Annotated in this window: 23 protein-coding genes and 1 tRNA gene; 13 read left to right on the forward strand and 11 right to left on the reverse strand. The window is 67.1% G+C overall.

Features of this window, described 5'->3' with window-relative positions; all coding sequences use genetic code 11:
* Positions 1–17: 17 nt before the first annotated feature.
* The 4 genes from NM962_05250 to NM962_05265 all read left to right on the forward strand — a co-directional run bounded on the left by NM962_05250 (position 18) and on the right by NM962_05265 (position 2,793).
* A complete protein-coding gene (locus NM962_05250) occupies positions 18–449 on the forward strand; it encodes a pyridoxamine 5'-phosphate oxidase family protein (GenBank protein ID UVO13522.1) in 432 nt (143 codons plus the stop codon).
* 40 nt (positions 450–489) lie between these two features.
* Positions 490–1,485, forward strand: coding sequence for an isopenicillin N synthase family oxygenase (locus NM962_05255; protein UVO13523.1), 996 nt, complete (start codon positions 490–492; stop codon positions 1,483–1,485).
* A 358-nt stretch (positions 1,486–1,843) separates the two neighbouring features.
* Entirely contained in the window at positions 1,844–2,185 is a 342-nt protein-coding gene (locus NM962_05260; GenBank protein UVO13524.1) for a DUF2510 domain-containing protein, read from the forward strand.
* Positions 2,186–2,250: 65 nt separating this feature from the next.
* Positions 2,251–2,793 carry a DUF732 domain-containing protein gene (locus NM962_05265; protein UVO13525.1) on the forward strand — a complete coding sequence of 181 codons (543 nt, stop codon included), beginning with the start codon at positions 2,251–2,253 and terminating at the stop codon, positions 2,791–2,793.
* Positions 2,794–2,868: 75 nt separating this feature from the next.
* Here NM962_05265 and NM962_05270 read toward each other — a convergent pair whose 3' ends face one another.
* Positions 2,869–3,090: a hypothetical protein gene (locus NM962_05270; protein UVO13526.1), complete on the reverse strand. Its 222-nt coding sequence runs from the start codon at positions 3,088–3,090 to the stop codon at positions 2,869–2,871.
* Positions 3,091–3,227: 137 nt separating this feature from the next.
* A tRNA-Tyr gene (locus NM962_05275) sits at positions 3,228–3,310 on the reverse strand.
* A gap of 79 nt (positions 3,311–3,389) precedes the next feature.
* Here NM962_05275 and NM962_05280 point away from each other — a divergent pair.
* Complete coding sequence (locus NM962_05280) at positions 3,390–3,881, forward strand: YajQ family cyclic di-GMP-binding protein (GenBank protein UVO13527.1); 492 nt, start codon at positions 3,390–3,392, stop codon at positions 3,879–3,881.
* 46 nt (positions 3,882–3,927) lie between these two features.
* Positions 3,928–5,403 (forward strand): NAD(P)/FAD-dependent oxidoreductase, encoded by a 1,476-nt coding sequence (locus tag NM962_05285; GenBank protein ID UVO13528.1) that lies wholly within the window; start codon positions 3,928–3,930, stop codon positions 5,401–5,403.
* A gap of 1 nt (position 5,404) precedes the next feature.
* On the opposite strand, the gene NM962_05290 is transcribed toward NM962_05285, so the two are convergent.
* Positions 5,405–6,010, reverse strand: coding sequence for a TetR/AcrR family transcriptional regulator (locus NM962_05290; GenBank protein UVO13529.1), 606 nt, complete (start codon positions 6,008–6,010; stop codon positions 5,405–5,407).
* A 25-nt stretch (positions 6,011–6,035) separates the two neighbouring features.
* Between NM962_05290 and NM962_05295 the strand changes: the two genes are divergently transcribed.
* Together NM962_05295 and NM962_05300 are read left to right on the forward strand one after the other, a co-directional pair.
* Positions 6,036–6,800: an SDR family oxidoreductase gene (locus NM962_05295; GenBank protein UVO13530.1), complete on the forward strand. Its 765-nt coding sequence runs from the start codon at positions 6,036–6,038 to the stop codon at positions 6,798–6,800.
* 56 nt (positions 6,801–6,856) lie between these two features.
* The gene (locus tag NM962_05300; GenBank protein UVO13531.1) at positions 6,857–7,882 is read left to right on the forward strand and encodes an NAD(P)H-dependent glycerol-3-phosphate dehydrogenase; all 1,026 of its coding nucleotides are present in this window, start codon (positions 6,857–6,859) and stop codon (positions 7,880–7,882) included.
* A gap of 88 nt (positions 7,883–7,970) precedes the next feature.
* Here NM962_05300 and NM962_05305 read toward each other — a convergent pair whose 3' ends face one another.
* The 3 genes from NM962_05305 to NM962_05315 form a co-directional block, all read right to left on the reverse strand.
* Positions 7,971–8,309 carry a type II toxin-antitoxin system HicB family antitoxin gene (locus NM962_05305; GenBank protein ID UVO14557.1) on the reverse strand — a complete coding sequence of 113 codons (339 nt, stop codon included), beginning with the start codon at positions 8,307–8,309 and terminating at the stop codon, positions 7,971–7,973.
* 157 nt (positions 8,310–8,466) lie between these two features.
* Positions 8,467–9,315: a zinc metalloprotease HtpX gene (htpX, locus tag NM962_05310; GenBank protein UVO13532.1), complete on the reverse strand. Its 849-nt coding sequence runs from the start codon at positions 9,313–9,315 to the stop codon at positions 8,467–8,469.
* Between the two features lie 73 nt (positions 9,316–9,388).
* Entirely contained in the window at positions 9,389–10,405 is a 1,017-nt protein-coding gene (locus NM962_05315) for a polyprenyl synthetase family protein (GenBank protein ID UVO13533.1), read from the reverse strand.
* A gap of 42 nt (positions 10,406–10,447) precedes the next feature.
* Between NM962_05315 and NM962_05320 the strand changes: the two genes are divergently transcribed.
* From NM962_05320 to NM962_05330, 3 genes are all read left to right on the forward strand, one after another.
* A complete protein-coding gene (locus NM962_05320; GenBank protein ID UVO14558.1) occupies positions 10,448–11,668 on the forward strand; it encodes a geranylgeranyl reductase family protein in 1,221 nt (406 codons plus the stop codon).
* 63 nt (positions 11,669–11,731) lie between these two features.
* Positions 11,732–12,406: a class I SAM-dependent methyltransferase gene (locus NM962_05325; protein ID UVO13534.1), complete on the forward strand. Its 675-nt coding sequence runs from the start codon at positions 11,732–11,734 to the stop codon at positions 12,404–12,406.
* A 14-nt stretch (positions 12,407–12,420) separates the two neighbouring features.
* Entirely contained in the window at positions 12,421–12,864 is a 444-nt protein-coding gene (locus NM962_05330; protein ID UVO13535.1) for a nitroreductase family deazaflavin-dependent oxidoreductase, read from the forward strand.
* A 19-nt stretch (positions 12,865–12,883) separates the two neighbouring features.
* Here the strand turns inward: NM962_05330 and NM962_05335 are convergent, their stop codons facing one another.
* Positions 12,884–13,573, reverse strand: coding sequence for a demethylmenaquinone methyltransferase (locus tag NM962_05335; GenBank protein UVO13536.1), 690 nt, complete (start codon positions 13,571–13,573; stop codon positions 12,884–12,886).
* A gap of 37 nt (positions 13,574–13,610) precedes the next feature.
* Here NM962_05335 and NM962_05340 point away from each other — a divergent pair, with 37 nt between their 5' ends.
* Positions 13,611–14,375 (forward strand): DsbA family protein, encoded by a 765-nt coding sequence (locus NM962_05340; protein ID UVO13537.1) that lies wholly within the window; start codon positions 13,611–13,613, stop codon positions 14,373–14,375.
* A gap of 24 nt (positions 14,376–14,399) precedes the next feature.
* Here NM962_05340 and NM962_05345 read toward each other — a convergent pair whose 3' ends face one another.
* From NM962_05345 to NM962_05360, 4 genes are all read right to left on the reverse strand, one after another.
* Positions 14,400–14,597: an excalibur calcium-binding domain-containing protein gene (locus NM962_05345; GenBank protein ID UVO13538.1), complete on the reverse strand. Its 198-nt coding sequence runs from the start codon at positions 14,595–14,597 to the stop codon at positions 14,400–14,402.
* A gap of 155 nt (positions 14,598–14,752) precedes the next feature.
* The gene (locus NM962_05350) at positions 14,753–15,229 is read right to left on the reverse strand and encodes a DUF3592 domain-containing protein (protein ID UVO14559.1); all 477 of its coding nucleotides are present in this window, start codon (positions 15,227–15,229) and stop codon (positions 14,753–14,755) included.
* Between the two features lie 50 nt (positions 15,230–15,279).
* Positions 15,280–16,935, reverse strand: a complete 1,656-nt coding sequence (gene menD / locus NM962_05355; protein ID UVO13539.1) for a 2-succinyl-5-enolpyruvyl-6-hydroxy-3-cyclohexene-1-carboxylic-acid synthase — start codon at positions 16,933–16,935, stop codon at positions 15,280–15,282.
* A 10-nt stretch (positions 16,936–16,945) separates the two neighbouring features.
* Positions 16,946–17,776 (reverse strand): alpha/beta hydrolase, encoded by an 831-nt coding sequence (locus NM962_05360; GenBank protein UVO13540.1) that lies wholly within the window; start codon positions 17,774–17,776, stop codon positions 16,946–16,948.
* Between the two features lie 107 nt (positions 17,777–17,883).
* On the opposite strand from NM962_05360, the gene NM962_05365 reads away from it, so the two are divergent.
* Entirely contained in the window at positions 17,884–18,537 is a 654-nt protein-coding gene (locus NM962_05365; GenBank protein ID UVO13541.1) for a sensor domain-containing protein, read from the forward strand.
* The last annotated feature ends 4 nt before the right edge of the window (positions 18,538–18,541 follow it).

An 18,541-nucleotide genomic window follows, 5' to 3' on the forward strand; every position in this document is an offset into this window, starting at 1 on the left:
CCGCTGTTCGAGCCGGTATGCCCAAACCCTTTACCGAGACCGAGCGTGAGCAGTTTCTCGCCGACAAGCACGTCGCCGTCTTATCCGTCGCCGCCACCGATGGCCGCCCGCCGGCCAGCGTCCCGATTTGGTACGACTACACCCCCGGCGGCGACATCCTGGTCAATACCGGCGCCGGCCGGCGGAAGGCCAAGCTGATCGAACAGGCCGGTGTGGTGACGCTGGTGGTACAGCGCGAAGAACTGCCCTACCAGTACGTGGTCGTCGAAGGCACCGTGGTCAATGCGGCCACGCCGGCCCCGCTGCCGCAGCGCGAGGCCATCGCGATCCGCTACCTGGGCCAGGAAGGCGGCCGGGCGTTCGCCGCCAACATGGACGGCGCATCCAGCGTCCTGTTCACCATCCGGCCGGACCGCTGGCTGACTGCCGACTTCTCCGGCGACCTGTAGGCGGTTGGCTTTTGGCGCCTGATGACGAAGGCTCGTTGTGATGCTGCCCGTGCTGGACCTGTCTGACGCCGATACCGATCCCGCGGCGTTTCGCCTGGCCCTGCGGGAGGCCACGCACACTTGCGGCTTCTTCTATCTCATCGGCCATGGCATACCCGATGAGCAGATCGCCAAGATCCTCGCTCTGGCCCGGCAGTTCTTCAAGCTGCCCGAGACGGAGAAGAACCAGATCAGCCAGTTGAAAAGCCCGCATTTCCGGGGTTATTCACGTCTGGGCGGCGAGCTGACGAACGGGCACGTGGACTGGCGAGAGCAGATCGACATCGGACCTGAACGCCCAGCGTTGCCCGAAGCGGAGGGTTACTGGCACCTGCAGGGCCCGAACCTCTGGCCGGCGCGACCCGCATCCTTCCGCTCAGTGTTCGAAGCGTGGGACCGATCCCTGTCTTCGGCGGGCCTGCAACTGCTCCGGCACTGGGCGGCGTCATTGGGAGCCGCCGAGGATCTGTTCGACGACGCATTCGCCGCATCGCCGGCGACACTGATCAAGGTCATTCGCTACCCGGCAAGCCCTGCGGACGGCCAAGGCGTCGGCGCCCACAAGGATTCGGGCGTCTTGACCCTGCTGCTCGTCGAGCCGGATTCCGAAGGACTTCAAGTGGAGAGCTCACCCGGCGAGTGGGTCGACGTTCCCCCGCGGGCCGGTGCGTTCATCGTCAACATCGGCGAACTGCTCGAAGTCGCGACCGACGGCTACCTGCGGGCCACGCGTCACCGAGTGCGCTCGCCGCAACCCGGCACCGACCGGATATCTGTTCCGTACTTTCTCAACCCGGCGCTGGATGCCACCGTTCCGCGCATCACCTTGCCCGCCGAGCTGGCTGTCCTGGCCCGGGGCGTCGAGACCGATCCGGACAACCCCATCTTCAACACCTATGGCGAGAACGCGTGGAAGTCCCGCACCCGGGCTCACCCCGACGTCGCCGAACTGCATCACGGGATCACGCCGACCAGTTCGCAACGATCGGCGTACTGAAAGCTGGCCTTGCCCGCATGCGCGCTCAGCCTGGAAAGACGTCAGGGCCCCCAAATAACGGGGGCCTGACCAGTGTGTGGCAGGTACAGGATCCGAACCTGTGTCGGCTTCGCCGACGTATTTACAGTCCGCTAAATGGTGTTTCTGGCTAACTCATGCTGTCGCACAAAACTGGAATGACCTGCGCAAACCGTCTCACTGCGTCACACGGCAAATCGTCTCGTATCGCACGAGTTGTGACAACTCCGTGACAACTTTCGACGTGCCGCAGCCTGGGTGCCCGGACGAGATCATGCGGTGGACGATTTTCCAGGGAACCGTCCCAGTGGCGAGCCACGGCCGGTTATGGTGCTAGACCGTGACCAATCAGCCCGGCTGGCGCGCCGACCCCGACGGCGCCCCGATGCTCCGTTTCCACGACGGCTATGAGTGGACGGCGCACACCGCGCCACTGCCGCCGCCAGGCCAGCAGTCGCCGGCCCCGCAGTCGGATGGCCGTATCACCATCCACTACGGGTTCGCGGTCGTCGCAGTCTTCTCTTTGATGGTCACCCTGTTGTTCGGCATCCCGGCGTTCACCTCCGAGGATGGAAGCGGGATCGGTGTCGGCCTGGGTGTCTTTTGGGTGATATGGGGCGGCATGTGGACGCTGATCTGGACGGCGTTCGCGATCCATCACACCATCCGCAGCAAGCGGTAGCCGATGGGTGATCCACGGACCCGGCAACGTCCGTCGAACCGACGCAGTCGGCGCCGGTCGCGGAGATGGCGTACAGCGCTGAGCCGGCCGAGCTGGACGCCGGCGAGCAGTCGGCGTCGTGGTGGCGGCCCGCCGTGCTGGCCGCGGGCATCCTGGCGGCCGCCGGTGCGCTGGCCGGGGGCATCTACTTCGTGGGCCAGCCAGTGGCACCGACGGCGGGCGTCGGGACAACCAGTGCATCAGTTGCAGCCCCACCGCCTGCACCCAGCACGGTGACGGTGACCGCCGAGGCGCCGGCGCCACCGGTGATCACCGCGATGCCGGCCCCGCCGCCGGTGACCACCGTCGCCGAGGCTAAGCCGCCAGTTCCGCCGGAACCACTGCCGCCTGATGCCCTATTCACCCAGATGCTCGCCCGCGATGGCGTCGGAAACAGTCACCCCAGTGGGGCCATCGCCACCGCCAAAAATTTCTGCCAAAGCATGGCCGAGGGATGGACCGCCAACGATCTGGTCCTGGACATGAACAGGGCTGGGATGCCGTACCGCGAAGCCGTGGCATTCGTGCACGATGCCCGTGCCGTCTACTGCCCCAGTCTCGGCGGATAGCGCCCTGAACGACGAATAGCGCCCCCGACCATAACGGTCGGGGGCGCTTCTACGCGGTGGTGCGTCAAACCATCGTCATCCAGACGCGTCACCCGCCTGTTGAGCACGATCGGCATGCCACTTTCGGGCGAACTCCAGCAGCGGCACATGCGGCGGTACCTCGCTGGCAATCACAGCGCGGTCATCACTGCTCTGCCAGGCCAGATTGGCCAGCCGGTGCCATTCACTGATGCACCTCAAGGGCGTGCCGATCGCCCTGATTTCCGCATGGCTCGGGCACGCCTCGAAGGCGTTCACGATGCAGACCTACGTGAATCCGAAGCCGGAGGCGCTGACCCTCGCAGCGCAGAGTTTCGCGCAAGTTGTGACAATCCGTGACAATTCTGGGCCTTGAGAAAAAGTCAGGCCCCCTAAGTAGGGGGCCTGATCAGTTGTGGCAGGTACAGGATTCGAACCTGTGTAGGCTTCCGCCGACGGATTTACAGTCCGCTCCCATTGGCCGCTCGGGCAACCTGCCGTAGTGCGCCTAGCAGACTACAACGAGGATGTACCTCAGACGCAAACGGCCAGCACAACTCAAGGAGAGGACAGATCTCGTGGCGGACTCATCGTTCGACATCGTCAGCAAGGTCGACCGGCAGGAGGTCGACAACGCCTTGAACCAGGCCGCCAAGGAGCTGGCCACCCGGTTCGACTTCCGCGGCACCGACACCACCATCGCCTGGAAGGGCGAGGAGAGCATCGAGCTGGTCAGCTCCACCGAGGAGCGGGTCAAGGCTGCCGTCGACGTGTTCAAGGAGAAACTGATCCGCCGCGACATCTCCATGAAGGCGTTCGACGCCGGGGACCCGCAGCCGTCGGGCAAGACCTACAAAGTCAGCGGCAGCCTCAAGCAGGGTATCGACGCCGAGCACGCCAAGAAGATCAACAAGCTGATCCGCGACGAGGGCCCCAAGGGCGTCAAATCCCAGGTCCAGGGCGACGAGATCCGGGTGTCGTCGAAGAAGCGCGACGACCTGCAGGCGGTCCAGGCACTGCTCAAAGGCGCCGATCTGGACGTCGCCTTGCAGTTTGTGAATTACCGGTAACCGGTACCGCTGGTCCGACCGCCTCTGCGTGCTTAGGCTGGGGCTCGTGACTACCGAAGAGGTCGTGGACGTCGTCATCATCGGAGCGGGCATCTCCGGTATTGGCGCGGCGTACCGCATAGCCGAACGCAACCCCGGCACCCGCTACGTCATCCTGGAACGGCGTGAGCGCATCGGCGGGACGTGGGACCTGTTCCGCTATCCCGGGGTGCGCTCGGACAGCAGCATCTTCACGCTGTGCCTGCCGTATGAGCCATGGACCCGGCGCGAACGCGTCGCCAACGGCGACGAGATCCGCGACTACCTGACCGACACCGCACACAAGCACGGCATCGACGAGCACATCCGGTTCAACCACCACGTGGTGTCGGCCGACTGGGATTCGTCGACCGACACCTGGACGGTGACGGCGGACGAGAACGGCACCCAGCGGACCTATCGCGGCCGGTTCGTGTTCTTCGGCTCCGGCTACTACAACTACGACGAGGGCTACACCCCGGACTTCCCGGGATCCGAGACCTTTGCGGGGACGCTGGTGCACCCCCAACACTGGCCCGAAGATCTGGACTACACCGGCAAGAAGGTGGTGGTGATCGGCAGCGGCGCCACCGCCATGTCACTGGTCCCGGCGTTGGCGCAGCGCTCCACCCACGTGACCCTGCTGCAGCGCACCCCCACGTATCTGATCTCGGCGACCATGTACAGCCGTTTCGTTGACGTGGTGGCAAAACTGTTGCCCCGCAAGTTGGCCCACCCGATCATCCGGTTCGTGATGGCCATGTTCGAGGGCTACGTCTGGTTCCTGGCCCGCAAGACTCCGCCGCTGTTGAAGTGGATCCTGCGTCGCACGGCCGTACAGAACCTGCCGCCGGGTTATCCCGTGGACACCCACTTCAAGCCACCATATGAACCGTGGGACCAGCGGCTGTGTCTGATTCCCGACTCCGACCTCTACGCCGAGATCAGCGCCGGGCGGGTCGAGATGGTCACCGACCGGATCGACCACTTCGACGCCACCGGCATCACGTTGCAGTCCGGGGCGCATCTGGATGCCGACATCATCGTCACCGCCACCGGCCTGCAGCTGCAGGCACTTGGCGGGGTACGGATCAGCCTGGACGGCAACGAGATCAAGTCCACCGACCGATTCGTCTACAAGGCGCACATGCTCGAGGATGTGCCGAACCTGTTCTGGTGCGTCGGCTACACCAACGCCTCCTGGACGCTGCGCGCCGACATCACCGCCCGAGCGACCGCCAAGCTGCTGGCGTACATGGCCTCGCGGGGCTACACCCACGCCTACCCGCACCTCGGCGATGAGCCGATGGCCGAGAAGTCGGCGTGGGACATCCAGGCCGGCTATGTGCTGCGCGCACCGCATGCGCTGCCGCGGTCGGGCACCAAGCGGCCGTGGAATGTGCGGCAGAACTACTTCGCCGACGCCCTGGACTTCCGGTTCGACGAGATCACCGAATCAATGGTGTTCGGGCGGGCCGGGGAGGCGATCCCGCTGGCCGGATAGGTCACGTCTCGGTACGTAGCGCGGCAATGCCGCGGTCCAGCGCGGCCTCCAAAAAGCCGAGATCACCGGTGGCGAGCAAGATGCCGACGCCGCCCTGGATGCCCGCCAGCAGAGCCGCTGCCGCCGAATCGGCGTCGATACGCCCCGCCATCTTGCCGCCCTGCTGCATGGCGCGGATCCCCGTCGCGATCTCGGCGTGCCATTGCCGGATCAGGGCCGACGTGACCGCTTGGGCGGCCGGCGTGGTTCGCCCGAGCTCGGACATCAGCACCGCCAGCGGGCAGTGCTGTCCCTGTCGGCGGTAGCGGTCGACCACGGCGTCACGCCAGCGCTGCCAGGCCGCCCAGGACGTGAGCTCGCCCAAGTAGGGCTGCTGATCAGCGAGCACCAGCTCAGCCTCGTGCTCGGCCACGGCGAGCAGCAACTGATCCTTACCGCCGGGAAAGTAATGGAACAGCTGACTCTTGGAGGTCTGGGTACGCGCCCGGATGTCATCGAGCGTGGTGGCCGACACCCCACCGGCGCGGATCTCCGCGGCGGCGCCCTCGATGATCCGCCACCGAGTGGCGGCCCCCTTGCTGGTCAATTTCTGGACTTGCGGGTCCATTTTGATAGGTGAACTATCTGGACTCATGAGTCCAAACAGTACGCGGCTTGCAGGCCGCACAGCATTGATCACCGGTTCTACCGCCGGATTGGGGGCCGGCATCGCCACCGCGCTGGCGCAGGCCGGCGCATCGGTCCTCGTCAGCGGGCGCGATCCGAAACGCGGCGCCGGCATCGTGGAGCGCATCGAATCAGCGGGCGGCCAGGCCGCGTTCATCGGGGCCGATCTGGGCGCCGGCGGCACCGAGATCACCCGGCTGGCCACCGAGGCGACTGCGGCCGCGGGCGGTTCGATCGACATCCTGGTCAACAACGCCGCCATGATCCTGATGCCGTCACCCACCGCGGAGGTCCCCGAGGAACAGATCCGCGACGCGTTCGCAATCAACGTGTTCGCCCCGTTCCTGCTGACCGGCGCGCTCGCGCCCGCCATGGCACAGCGCGGCAGCGGCGTGATCGTCAACGTCGGTTCGATCAGCGGACTGATCGGGTCGGCGAATTCAGCCCTGTACAGCGCAACCAAGGCCACCATCCACTCGCTGACCAAGTCATGGGCCGACGAATACGGCCCCTCCGGCGTGCGCGTCAATACCGTTGCCCCCGGACCGATCCGGACCGAACGCAACGCGGAGTTCGAAGAGCACGTGGCACCCGTGCTGGCCCGGATTCCGTCGCGGCGGATGAGCACCGTGGCCGAGGTCGCGGCCGCCGTGGTGTTCCTCGCCAGTGACGACGCCGCCAATATTCACGGCACCACGCTGTCGATCGACGGGGGTTGGTCCGCCGTTTAGGCGACATGTTCACAAACCGGGGGTGCAGCCGTGACGACGGCAATACGCTGTCGCTCATGCCTGCTGCTACTCGTACCCCCAATGTCGTCGTGCTCGGAGGCGGATCGTTCGGTACCACGGTGGCGTCCATCTGCTCGCGCCGTGCACCGACGCTGCAGTGGGTGCGATCGGAGGCGACCGCCGCCGACATCAACGACAACCACCGCAACAGTCGCTACCTGGGCAACGACGTCGAGCTCAGCGACACCTTGCGTGCCACCACTGATTTCGCCGAGGCCGCGCACTGCGCCGACGTGGTCGTGATGGCGGTACCGTCGCACGGCTTCCGGGGAGTGCTCGAGGAGCTGGCCACCGAGCTGCGCCCCTGGGTGCCGGTGGTGTCGCTGGTCAAGGGCCTCGAACAGGGCACCAACATGCGGATGTCGCAGATCGTCGACGAGGTGCTGCCCGGGCATCCGGCCGGCATCCTGGCCGGCCCGAACATCGCCCGCGAGGTCGCCGAGGGTTACGCCGCGGCGGCGGTGCTGGCGATGCCCGACCCGGGCCAGGCTTGCGAGCTGGCGTCGCTGTTCCGCACCAAACGATTCCGGGTCTACACCACCGACGACGTGGTCGGGGTCGAGATGGCCGGCGCGCTGAAGAACGTGTACGCGATCGCGGTCGGGATGGGCTACTCGCTGGGGATCGGGGAGAACACCCGCGCCATGGTGATGTCGCGTTCAGTGCGCGAGATGTCCAAGCTCGGCGAGGCGATGGGTGGAGCCCGCGACACTTTCGCGGGCCTGGCCGGGATGGGCGACCTGATCGTCACCTGCACCAGCCAGCGCAGCCGCAACCGCTATGTCGGCGAGCAGCTGGGCTCTGGCAAATCGATCGACGAGATCATCGCGTCGATGAACCAGGTGGCCGAGGGTGTCCGGGCTGCCAGCGTGATCATGAAGTTCGCCGCACAGTACGGGCTGAGCATGCCGATCGCGCGCGAGGTCGACGGCGTGATCAACCACGGTTCGACGGTGGAGCAGGCCTACCGTGGACTGATCGCCGAGGCGCCCGGACATGAGGTCACCGGCTCCGGGTTCTAAGACGGATCCCATTGGCTTGGCCCCAACCGCCACTTGCGTCCCCGCGGAGGGGGGTGGGATGAGTTCGAATCGGATAGCGCAGCCGATATCACCAATCGAGCAGGCTGCTCGGCGGGCGATCAGCCAGCTTCTGCACGATCCAGTGGTTCATCGACACGTGCTGATCGGCGGCCTCGACAGCGAGCCGGGCGTGCAGCGACGGTGACGTGCGGACCAGGAAGGTGCCGCTGAAGTTCCGGTCGGTGATCGGGGCCGGCACGCCGTCGCCTTCACACTCGGCGAGGTGTTCGTCGACAGCGCGCTCGACGCCGGCGATAGCCTCCCGCATGTTCGGCGCCCAATGGGTCAGGAACGGCAGTTCGAGGCAGCGACCGACGTACTCGTGGTGCTCACGCGACCATTCAGCGCGATAGGTGTAATGGTTCATGTCCGGCAGTAGCGCATGCGCTATCCGATTCGACAAGCCACATATCCCCAAGCGCAGGGGCGGAAGTGGCGGGTGCGACGGCAGGGATAGGTGGGGCGCTGAAGGATGGTGCCGTGCCGGGCAGGGGGATTCCGGCAGGGGGATTCGGGGAGGGGCCCTACCCGCGGGCCATGTCTTCCAGGCGCCGAATCCGGTCGGCCATCGGGGGGTGGGTGGCGAACAGCTGACCGACCTTCTCCCCCGCGCGGAACGGATTGGCGATCATCAGGTGCGATTGGCTGGCCAGTTCCGGCTCGGGCGGCAGCGGGGCGAGTTCCACGCCATCGGAGATCTTGCGCAGCGCGGATGCCAGCGCCAGCGGGTCACCCGAGAGCACGGCACCGGATTCGTCGGCCTGGTACTCGCGCGACCGCGATACAGCCATCCGCACCACGGAGGCCGCCAGCGGACCCACCAAGGCGACCAGCAGCATCGCCAGCGGGTTGCCGTCGCGGCGGTTTCCCATGAACATCGCCATGTTGGCCAAACCGGTGATCACCGAGGCCAGCGCGCCGGCCACACATGAGATCAGGATGTCGCGGTTGTACACGTGCGACAGCTCATGTCCGAGCACCGCGCGCAACTCACGCTCGTTGAGCAGTCGCAGGATTCCGCTGGTGCAGCACACCGCGGCGTGGCGCGGGTTGCGGCCGGTGGCGAAGGCGTTGGGCGCGTTGGTGTCGCTGACGTACAACCGGGGCATCGGCTGGTGGGCGGTGGTAGCCAGCTCCCGAACAATCCGGTAGATCTCCGGCGCCTGCACCTCGGTCACCGGCTGGGCCCGCATGGCCCGCAGCGCCAGCTTGTCGCTGTTGAAGTAGGTGTAGGCGTTCATTCCCACCGCGAACAGCACCGCCACCCACATCATCTGCGGTCCGAACGCCCGACCCACCAAGACGATCAACGCCGACATCACGAACAGCAGAAAGAACGTCTTCGCAGTGTTGTGGTGCGGGTGCCAGGTCATCGACTTCCTCCTTGGAGAACGACCATCGTGCTCATTAAACGCCGCCGACGACCCACGAGTTCCGCAATCGTGGTCAGCCGTGCCGGTTGACGGTGTAGTCGACCAGGCTGGCCAATGCCGCCCGCCCAACACAGTCGGGCAGCTCAGCCAACTCCGCGCGGGCCTGCGCGGCATAGTCGGCCACCGTCTGCTTGGCCTTGACCATTCCGGCCGACGCCCGCAACAGCCCCAGCGCCTCCTCGACCGCCGCGTCCTCGGTGACCGGGCCGGCCAGCAGCACGCGCAGCCGCTCAGCGTCGGCACCAGTTTCCTGCAGCGCGTAAAGCACCGGCAGGGTGTGCACGCCCTCGCGGAGATCGGTGCCGGGCAGCTTGCCGGACTCATCGGGATCGGAATCGATATCGATGATGTCGTCGGAGATCTGGAAGGCGGTGCCCACGATCCCACCCAGACGGGCCAGTCGCTCGATCTGGCCGTCGTCAGCACCGGAGAACGTCGCACCGAATCGGCCCGACGCCGAGATGAGACAGGCCGTCTTCTCGTAGACGACCTTGAGGTAGTGCTCTATCGAGTCCATACCTTCGGCCGCCCCGCGGGTCTCGCGCATCTGTCCGGTCACCAGCTGGGCGAACGTCTCGGCGATGATCCGCACCGCATCCGGACCCAGCCGCGACACCAATCGTGAAGCGGTGGCGAACAGATAGTCACCGGCCAGGATCGCGATGTTGTTGCCCCACCGCGCATTGGCGCTGGGTGCCCCGCGGCGGATCTGCGCCTCATCCATCACGTCGTCGTGGTACAGCGTGGCCAGGTGCACCAGCTCGATCACCGCACCGGCCACCGTCACCTGCCAGGCGTCCGCTTCGGGACCCAGCTGCGCCGACAGCACCGTGAACAGCGGGCGGAACCGCTTTCCGCCAGCGTCGAACAAGTGCGTCACAGCCTCGGTCATCAGGCCGTCGCCACCGCGCAACTCGGTGTCCATCAGCTCTTCGATGCGGGCAACCCCATCGCGGACCCGGTCCGCGAAGCCTGGGTCCCCCAAGCCGCCGAAATCCAACCCCGCCACCACGTTCGCCGGTGTCCTCACGGCTCCAACATACTGGTCAGTGTGAATTCCAGCGCTGAGACGGTGGCCGAGGTGGTGATAGTCGGTGCGGGACCGGCGGGGTCGGCGGCGGCCGCCTGGGCCGCGCGAGCGGGCCGCGACGTGCTGGTGGTCGATTCGGCTGCCTTCCCGCGGGACAAGCCGTGCGGCGACGGCCTGACCCCGCGAGCGGTCGAACAGCTGGAGTTACTGGGGCTCGGTGAGTGGCTGGACAGCCATATCCGGCACCGGGGTCTGCGAATGGCCGGCTTCGGCAGCGAGATCGAGGTGGACTGGCCCGGCCCCTCGTTCCCGTCGACCGGCAGCGCGGCGCCGCGTACTGAACTCGACGAGCGCATCCGCAAGGTCGCCGAGGAATCTGGTGCCCGAATGTTGTTGGGCGTCAAGGCCGTCGGTGCCCAACACGACGCGGCCGGACGAGTGCGCTCGGTGGTGTTGGCCGACGGCACGGAGGTCGCCTGTACCGCGCTGATCGTTGCCGACGGGGCTCGCTCCACGCTGGGCCGCGTGCTGGGTCGCCAGTGGCACCAGGAGACGGTGTACGGGGTGGCCGCTCGCGGTTATCTGGCCTCGCCGCGCAGCGACGAACCATGGCTGACATCGCATCTGGAGCTGCGATCACCCGAGGGTGAGGTTCTGCCGGGCTACGGCTGGATCTTCCCGCTGGGCAACGGCGAGGTGAACATCGGCGTCGGCGCGCTGGCCACCGTCAAACGGCCCGCCGACGTGGCGCTGCGGCCGTTGATGTCCTACTACGCTGACCTGCGCCGCGAAGAGTGGGGATTCGAGGGCCCGGTGCGTGCGCCGGCCAGCGCGCTGCTGCCGATGGGCGGCGCGGTCTCGGGTGTCGCCGGGCCTAACTGGATGCTGATCGGCGATGCCGCAGCCTGCGTCAACCCACTCAACGGCGAGGGCATCGACTACGGCCTGGAGACCGGGCGGCTGGCCGTCGAACTACTGGAGAATGCGGGCGGCACCGACCTTACCCAGGCGTGGCCGGAGTTGCTGGCCGCTCACTACGCGCGCGGGTTCTCGGTGGCACGGCGACTTGCGCTGCTGCTGACGTTCCCCCGGTTTCTGCCGGCCACTGGCCCGCTGGCGATGCGCTCGACGATGTTGATGCGGGTGGCGGTGCGGGTGATGGCCAACCTGGTCACCGACGAGGACGCGGACTTCGTGGCGCGGGCCTGGCGCGGAGGGGGGCGGATGTCCCGGTTGATCGACCGCCGCCGCCCGTTCGCCTAGCGCCGACGCCAAAGGTATATCAACGTCGTTGACATGCATCGGGCGCGTTGCTATACCGGAGTAATGAGCGAATCAATGGAGTTCCAGTTCGACGCCGTCTACCGCGGCGAATCTGACCGAATGGGAGCGGGCGTCAAACCACCGTGGAGCATCGGGGAACCCCAACCCGAGCTGGCCACACTGATCGAGCAGGGCAAATTCCACGGCGACATCCTTGACGTCGGCTGCGGCGAGGCCGCCATCTCGCTGCACCTGGCCAAACAAGGGCACACCACCGTGGGCCTTGACAGCTCGCCCACCGCTATTGACCTGGCCCGCGCCGAGGCCGCCAAACTCGGCCTGACCAACGCCTCCTTCGAAGTCGCCGATATCAGCAACTTCTCCGGCTATGACGGCCGCTTCGGCACCATCGTCGACAGCACGCTGTTCCACTCGATCCCGGTGGAGGCCCGCGAGGGCTACCAGCAGTCCATCGTGCGCGCAGCCGCGCCGGGGGCGTCGTATTTCGTGCTGGTCTTCGACAAGGCGGCCATTCCCGAGGGCCCGCCGTTCGCGGTGACCGCTGACGAACTGCGTGAAGTGGTGTCGAAGTACTGGGTGATCGACGAGATCAAGCCGGCGCGGCTGCATGCGGTGTTCCCCGACGAGTTTTCCGGGTTCGGCGGCGTTCCCCTGCGCGACGAGCCGGGCGGCCGCAAGTCGGCCGCGGGCTGGTTGCTCTCGGCGCACCTGGGCTGAAAAGGAGCCTCGCCATGAGTGACCCGAAGCCGCCGCGCTGGCTGAAACCGGTGAACAAGGTGATGATCGGCCTGCAGAAGCTGGGCATCCCGATGGGCCCGCCGATGGTGTTGACGGTGCCGGGCCGCAAGTCCGGTCAGCCGCGCAGCACCCCGATGACACCGTTCACCGTCGACGGGCAGCTCTACACGGTGGCGGGTTTCCCCAAGGCCGATTGGGCGCTCAATGCCCGGGCGGCCGGTTCAGGCCTGCTGCGCCACGGCCGCCACGAACGGCCGGTGCGCATCGTCGAGCTCTCGGCGGAGGCGGCCCGTCCGGTGTTGCGGGCGTTCCCGGTGCAGGTGCCCGTCGGCGCTCGCTTCCTCCGGCAGGCCGGCCTGGTGGACAAGGGCACCCCCGACGAGGTCGAGGCACTCGCCGGCCGCATCGCGGTGTTCCGGTTCGACCCGGCTTCCTAGGCCCTTGGCTCGCGCGGGGTTACCGCGGTTTGCGGGCCGAGTGCAGCGCGACGATGCCTCCGGTGAGATTGCGCCAGCTCACGTCCGACCAGCCCGACGCGCCGATCTGCTGGGCCAGCGCGGCCTGATCCGGCCAGGCGCGGATCGATTCGGCAAGGTAGACGTAGGCCTCCGGGTTCGATGACACCGCGCGTGCCACCGCCGGCAGCGCCCGCATCAGGTACTCCTTGTACGCGGTGGCGAACACCGGCACGGTCGGGGTGGAGAACTCACACACCACCAGCCGGCCGCCGGGCCGAGTCACCCGGGCCATCTCCCGTAGACCCGCGGTGTGGTCGACGACGTTGCGCAACCCGAAGCTGATCGTCACGGCGTCGAACACCTCATCGCTGAAAGGCAGCTTGGTGGCGTCCCCGGCGACCTTGGGCACGGGCCGGCCGGCACCGGCGGCCAGCATCCCCACCGAGAAGTCCGCGGCCACACACCAGGCACCCGAGCGGGCCAGCTCCACGGTCGACACCGCGGTGCCGGCGGCCAGGTCGAGCACCTTCTCCCCCGGCTGCAACTCAAGTGCTTTCCGGGTGGCCTTACGCCAGGAGCGGTCCCGCCCCAGGGACAGCACCGTGTTGGTCAGGTCGTAGCGACGAGCGACGCCGTCGAACATCGACGCCACGGCGTGAGGGTCTTTGTCCAGGCTGGCGCGGCTCACCCGGTCGACGGTACCCGCCTTTCGATAGGGTGCTGGAATGCGGTCTTGGCTGGGCACATTGGCAGCACTGGTGGTCGTCGGCGGGGCATTGGCGGGACCGGCAGCAGCCGACCCCGAGTCGCATGAACCCGGCGGTTCAGCGAGCCTCGACGGAGGAGAGGCGAAGCTGGGACCGGCGCATGAACCCGGCGGTTCAGCGAGCCTCGACGGAGGAGAGGCGAAGCTGGGACCGGCGCATGAACCCGGCACGGCGTGGAGCGCCGACCACTTCGGCGTGCTGGTCGGAACGGCCTCCGCCCCGGTGCAGCTGGAGATCTTCTGCGATCCTCAGTGCTCGGAGTGCGCGAAATTCGAGGCAGCCTCCAGTGACGCCCTGAGCCGGCACCTGGTCGCCGGCGACGTCGCGGTGACCTACCGGTGGATGACGTTTCTGGATCCCCGCCGCAAAAACGACACCTCGGCGCGCGTCGGCAACGCACTGATGGCAGCGGCCGACCCGGCTACCTCGGCCGGTGCCTACCAAGCGTTCGTGACCGACCTGTACCGCAACGGCGGCACACCCAGTGTGGCGGACATCGCGGCCACCGCTCGCGAAAGCGGACTGCCCGGCCACGTAGTAGACCGGATCGCCGCTGGGCAGCAGGTCGTGGACGCCACGTCGATGAACGCCTTCAACCGCGTGCAGCTGCTGTCGGCGAACCCGGAGAGCCCCGGCACCCCGACGGTCTATGACCTGACGACCAAGACCGTGGTGGACACCGACGATCCCAGCTGGCTCGACCGGCTGGTGCCCGAGCGCTAGCCGATCGGCGCTCCCCAGCGCTGGTTATTCGCAGGCGATTCCATCACCGTCGCGGTCCAGCGCCCTGCGATACCCGGGCTCGCCCTCGCGAATCGGCGCCGCTCCGGCCTTACGAGCCTCAGTACAGTTCTTGTAGTACGGCTCTGCAGCGGCAACGGGAGTGGTTGCGATACCCACCCCGAATGCGAAAATGCCTGCGAGCACCACAGCGCGACGCATCATTGAATGTCTCCTCACCGTTGAGGGCCGTCGTTTGCCACGAAACGAACGGCATGAAATCCGCAGCAGCGTAACAAGCGGTTTTGCGCTCTTCAGCAAAAACCAGCATCCGCGTAAATATTGAGGGGCTTTCGGCCCCCGCGGCGGCGAGTGCCGCTTTACGACTGCTTTCGCGCCCACCGTCGTTCGGCGACGTTGCATCCCGCCAACGCTGCGGTCCCGATCAGCCAAGCGATCACCGCCACGGATCCGGCCGGGATGACCGCCAATACCGCGGTACGGTGCTGGACCCGTACCAGATCCGGATCAGACTTGTCATACTCGACGTAAATCCGCATCCCCGTTGCCAATTCGGAGGGGTACAGCACGCCGAGCTCAGGGCGGTAGGTGATCCGCTCCGGCGTGACGAATTCGATGGTGGAGCGCCGAAAGCCTGCGTTGAGCACCTCGGCCTCGGCCACGCCCATGTCGCGCTCGATGGTGATGTCGTTGCGCCACGCCCCGGCCACCAACAACACCGACTGCAATGTCACCAACGACACCAGGATCACCACTGCGGTGCGCGCCCACCGCAGTAGACGTGCGGCCCCCGTGTTGCGGGGCAGTGCGCCGTTGCCGCGAATCAAGGTGCGCAGCAGCGGCTCCAACGTTCGATAGGCCCTCGTGGACCGGTAATCGGGCAGTCTCACAACGCGGCCTTGATCGCGGCATGCAGTGACCGCAGCGATGAGCGGTCGGCTTTGACTTCGAGCACCCGCACGCCGCCGGCGGGTTCGGCGAGCGCGGCGGCCAGGGTGTCGGCCTCGACCTGGGAGAATTCGACGTGATAGGCGTGGCACAACGCGGCGATGTCGACGTCATGCGGGGTGCCGAAGATTCGTGACGAGACGTCGGCGAACCGTGGATCTCCTTGCTCCAGCAGCTCGAAAATGCCGCCGCCGTTGTCGTTGGAGACCACGATCGTCAGCTCCTGCGGCCTCGGTTCGGTGGGCCCGATCAGCAGACCGGAGCTGTCGTGGACGAATGTCAGATCCCCGATCAGCGCAATAGTGCGGGCGTCGGGGTTCTGCTGCTCATGCGCCAGGGCGGCACCGATCGCGGTAGACACCGTGCCGTCGATGCCGGCGACCCCGCGGTTGGATCGCACGGTGACGCCTCGGGCGCTCGTGGCGTTGCCCAGCCCGACCAGTGCGGCGTCGCGTACCGGATTCGAAGCGCCCAGCACCAACTGATCCCCGGGGCGCAGCGCGTCTGCCACCGCAGCAGCCACGTGCAGGCCGGTGGTGAGCGGATGCGCCTCCAGCTGCGAGCGCACCGCGGCATTGGCCTGGGCGTTCAGCTCCGCGCAGCGGCGCAGCCAGGCCGGATCCGGTTCCCCGGAGGTGACGGCCCGGGTGCCGGTGGCCTGCGAGTTACCCGACACGTCGGGCCAGCGTGGCCCAGTGGTCAGCGCATACACCGGCACACTCGGGTCGGCCAGCAGCGTCGACACCGGACGATGCAGGGTGGGCCGGCCGGCCATGATCACCTGCTGCGGGCGCAGCAGCGGCAGCGCCAGCGGGTGCAGCGGATTCTCCGGTACCGGGGCGGTCGGTTCGGCAACGGTGGGAAGCGCCGCCAGGTTCGGGTGCAGGCCCGCACCGTGCCCCGCGATCACCACGGTGTCCGGAGACAGATCGATGTCCAGCGGCTGGTCGAAGCTGACCGGCGGGGTCAAAGTCCAGGGACGCCCGTGCGGCCGGCCCGGCGGCTCCCGTGGCCCGTCTGTTCTGGGGTCGGGTACCAGCGGCTCACGCAGCGGGATGTCGAACTGCACCGGACCAGCATTCGCGGTCCGAGATCCAGTGGCGGCGACCAACACTCGACACACCGCCGAACGCCAGGTGGCGTTGAGGGCATCCATCCGCTCCGGGGCGTCCTCGGCCAGCCCCAGGCTGATGGCGGCGCGCACCTGGGTGCCGAAGTAGCCGAGTTGCTCCATGGTCTGGTTGGCACCGGTACCTAACAGCTCGTAGGGACGGTTGGCGCTCAGCACGATCAGCGGCACCCGCGCGTAGTTGGCTTCGACCACCGCCGGCCCCAGGTTGGCAACCGCGGTGCCCGAGGTCATCGCCACACAGACTGGGGCACCGGCGCTCACCGCCAGCCCGATAGCCAGGTATCCCGCGGTGCGTTCGTCGATGCGCACATGCAGCCGCAGCCGGCCGGCCCGATCGGCGTCGTGCAGCGCGAAGGCCAGCGGCGCATTGCGCGATCCCGGGCACAGCACCACGTCACGGACTCCGCCGCGGATCAGCTCGTCGACGACGATGCGGGCCTGTGCCGTCGAGGGGTTGGTCATTGGTACCAGGCTAGTCGTGCGCTGCAGGCATCGGCGCCCACCGGAAGGGCTTGCCGTCGACCTCGGCGAGGAACTCCAGGGCCGCCTTGTTGACCTGGTCGGGTTTCTCGATGAAACCGAGGTGCCCGGCGTCCGGGATCTCCAGGTAACGCGCGCCCGGGATCGCGTCGGCAACCTCGCGGCTCAGCTGCGCCGGGGTCACGACGTCGTCGCCGAAACCGATCACCAGCACCGGCTGGGTGATGTGGGCGTAGGCGGGCAGCCGGTTGGTCAACGGCGCCACGTCCAGCTGGCAGCGCAGCCCCGGGGTGCTTTTGACCGGCCACATGGTGAACATCGCGATCCAGTCCTTGATCGCGGCATCATCGCTGAGAGTCTTGGGCGAAAAGCTCTCCAGCAGACGCACTTTGGCTTCGTACTCGGCGGGAAGTTCGACGCCGGACTCGGCGAGCTTCGCCTCGGCCTGATAAAAGAACTCCCGGGCGCGGTCGTGGCGACCACGGGTAGCCATCAAGACAGCGGATTTCACCAATTCGGGCCGGGCCAGCATCAATTCCTGAGCGATGAACGAGCCCATCGATACCGCCACGATGCGAACCGGGCCGATGTTCAGCGATTCGATGAGCGCCGCAGTGTCGGCAACCATGGTTTCGGTGGTGAATCCCGAGGCGTTCTCGGTAGCACCGATGCCGCGGTTGTCGAAGGTGATCGGGCGGTATCTGGCGAGCTGGAATTCGCGCACCTGGTGCAGGTGCCAGCCGCGACCGGCGCCGCCACGCCCGGCGATGAACAGAACCGGCTCCCCATCCTGATTACGGTCGTCGTAGGCGAGGTTGGTCACCAGAGTGAAGGTACGCGACCCGTCGACGCTTTATGGTGTCAGGATCGCAACTGCGCAGCTGGGGGACGGTGATGCGGATACCGAGCGTCAGGTTGGCCTGCACGCTGGTGCTGGCCGCCGCCGTCCTGGCCGATTGCGCCCGCGTGACCGGCGGCGTGGCGGTGCCCGCCGATCAGGACGGGCCCCGCCCGGTGACAGCTGCGATGCTGCCGGAACTGTTGCTGAAGGCGACCACCATCAGCGACATCATGGGCGCGCGCGGTATGCGTATCAAAGACTCCCGGACGCGGATGTTCGATTCGGGCCGCCAGTTTCCCGACCGCGACTGCCTGGCGGCGTGGATGCCCGTCGAGAAGTCGGTGTATACCGAGGCGGAATGGACCGCGACCCTCACCCAAACCCTCAGCGAGAGCGCACAAGACCACTTCGTAATTCAAGCCGCGACGGTGTTCGCCAGCCGCGATGCGGCACGGAGCTTCTTCGACGCCACCGCCCGCGGTTGGAACTCCTGCGGCGAGCGGACATTCGCGACGGCCAAGGAGGGCTACCCCGGCACATCCTGGACATTCGACACGGTCGCCGACGTCGACTCCACGGTGTGGATGACCCAGCATCAGGACGACAGCGCGGGCTGGTCGTGTCAACGGGCCCTGCGGGTGACCAACAACGTCGCCATCGACGTGCTGGCGTGCAAGCTCTATGTCAGCGACGAAGCCGTCACGATCGCCAACGGGATCGACGCGCGCCTGCCCAGCGTGTGAGGGT

Source organism: Mycobacterium sp. SVM_VP21 (assembly GCA_024758765.1).
Lineage (GTDB): Bacteria > Actinomycetota > Actinomycetes > Mycobacteriales > Mycobacteriaceae > Mycobacterium > Mycobacterium heraklionense_C.

What these genes read in the sequence shown, in the direction of transcription:
- NM962_05340 (UVO13537.1), top strand. Translation starts at nt 13,611, where the DNA reads ATGCGGTCTTGGCTGGGCACATTGGCAGCACTGGTGGTCGTCGGCGGG.
- menD (UVO13539.1), bottom strand. Translation starts at nt 16,935, where the DNA reads ATGACCAACCCCTCGACGGCACAGGCCCGCATCGTCGTCGACGAGCTG.
- NM962_05305 (UVO14557.1), bottom strand. Translation starts at nt 8,309, where the DNA reads ATGAACCATTACACCTATCGCGCTGAATGGTCGCGTGAGCACCACGAG.
- NM962_05345 (UVO13538.1), bottom strand. Translation starts at nt 14,597, where the DNA reads ATGATGCGTCGCGCTGTGGTGCTCGCAGGCATTTTCGCATTCGGGGTG.
- NM962_05325 (UVO13534.1), top strand. Translation starts at nt 11,732, where the DNA reads ATGAGCGAATCAATGGAGTTCCAGTTCGACGCCGTCTACCGCGGCGAA.
- NM962_05295 (UVO13530.1), top strand. Translation starts at nt 6,036, where the DNA reads ATGAGTCCAAACAGTACGCGGCTTGCAGGCCGCACAGCATTGATCACC.
- NM962_05255 (UVO13523.1), top strand. Translation starts at nt 490, where the DNA reads ATGCTGCCCGTGCTGGACCTGTCTGACGCCGATACCGATCCCGCGGCG.
- NM962_05250 (UVO13522.1), top strand. Translation starts at nt 18, where the DNA reads ATGCCCAAACCCTTTACCGAGACCGAGCGTGAGCAGTTTCTCGCCGAC.
- NM962_05290 (UVO13529.1), bottom strand. Translation starts at nt 6,010, where the DNA reads ATGGACCCGCAAGTCCAGAAATTGACCAGCAAGGGGGCCGCCACTCGG.
- NM962_05265 (UVO13525.1), top strand. Translation starts at nt 2,251, where the DNA reads ATGGCGTACAGCGCTGAGCCGGCCGAGCTGGACGCCGGCGAGCAGTCG.
- NM962_05300 (UVO13531.1), top strand. Translation starts at nt 6,857, where the DNA reads ATGCCTGCTGCTACTCGTACCCCCAATGTCGTCGTGCTCGGAGGCGGA.
- NM962_05330 (UVO13535.1), top strand. Translation starts at nt 12,421, where the DNA reads ATGAGTGACCCGAAGCCGCCGCGCTGGCTGAAACCGGTGAACAAGGTG.
- htpX (UVO13532.1), bottom strand. Translation starts at nt 9,315, where the DNA reads ATGACCTGGCACCCGCACCACAACACTGCGAAGACGTTCTTTCTGCTG.